The organism is Streptomyces sp. SID13726, assembly GCF_010548375.1.
Lineage (GTDB): Bacteria > Actinomycetota > Actinomycetes > Streptomycetales > Streptomycetaceae > Streptomyces.
The window spans coordinates 1-475 of the sequence record NZ_JAAGLY010000345.1; the positions used below are offsets into that span (position 1 = coordinate 1).

At 74.5% G+C, this 475-nt stretch carries 1 pseudogene; it reads right to left on the reverse strand.

Annotated elements, in window-relative coordinates:
* Window positions 1-82 precede the first annotated feature (82 nt).
* A pseudogene (locus G3I78_RS47995) lies at window positions 83-475 on the reverse strand (hypothetical protein); the annotation flags it as partial.

Consider the following 475-nt stretch of genomic DNA (forward strand, 5'->3'; position numbering starts at 1 on the left):
TCCGCGCATCGATTCGTTGCGTGTTTCGGGGAGCGGGCGGCGATTCGTTGCGCGGGCCCGTGGGTTCCTCTCCTGCCAGGGGCTACGTCTCGGCGCGGAAGGCCGGGTGGGCGCGCAGGCGCCACAGGTCCTCGAGGATATCGTCCGTGTCGTTGCCGATCACGCGGCCGCTCCAGGTGTCGCACAGGGCGGGGACGGCCCGCGCTCCCTCGTAGTGGTGTCCGACGGCCTCGTAGGCCCGGCGCAGCGCCCCGTACGCGGCGGGCGTGGAGAGCACGGTGGTGGCGACGGAGCCCTCCAGGCCGAGCCGGGCGAGGGCGGCCGCGACGCGCAGGGAGTCCGGACAGTCGGCGCAGAGGTAGAGGCGGTAGCGGTGCGGCACCGGCGAGAAGCCGGCGCCGATGCGGCCGCGCAGGGCGAGGGCCGGACCGGTTCGGGGCAGGACCATGGGCAGCATGACTCTCCTGGGGACGGC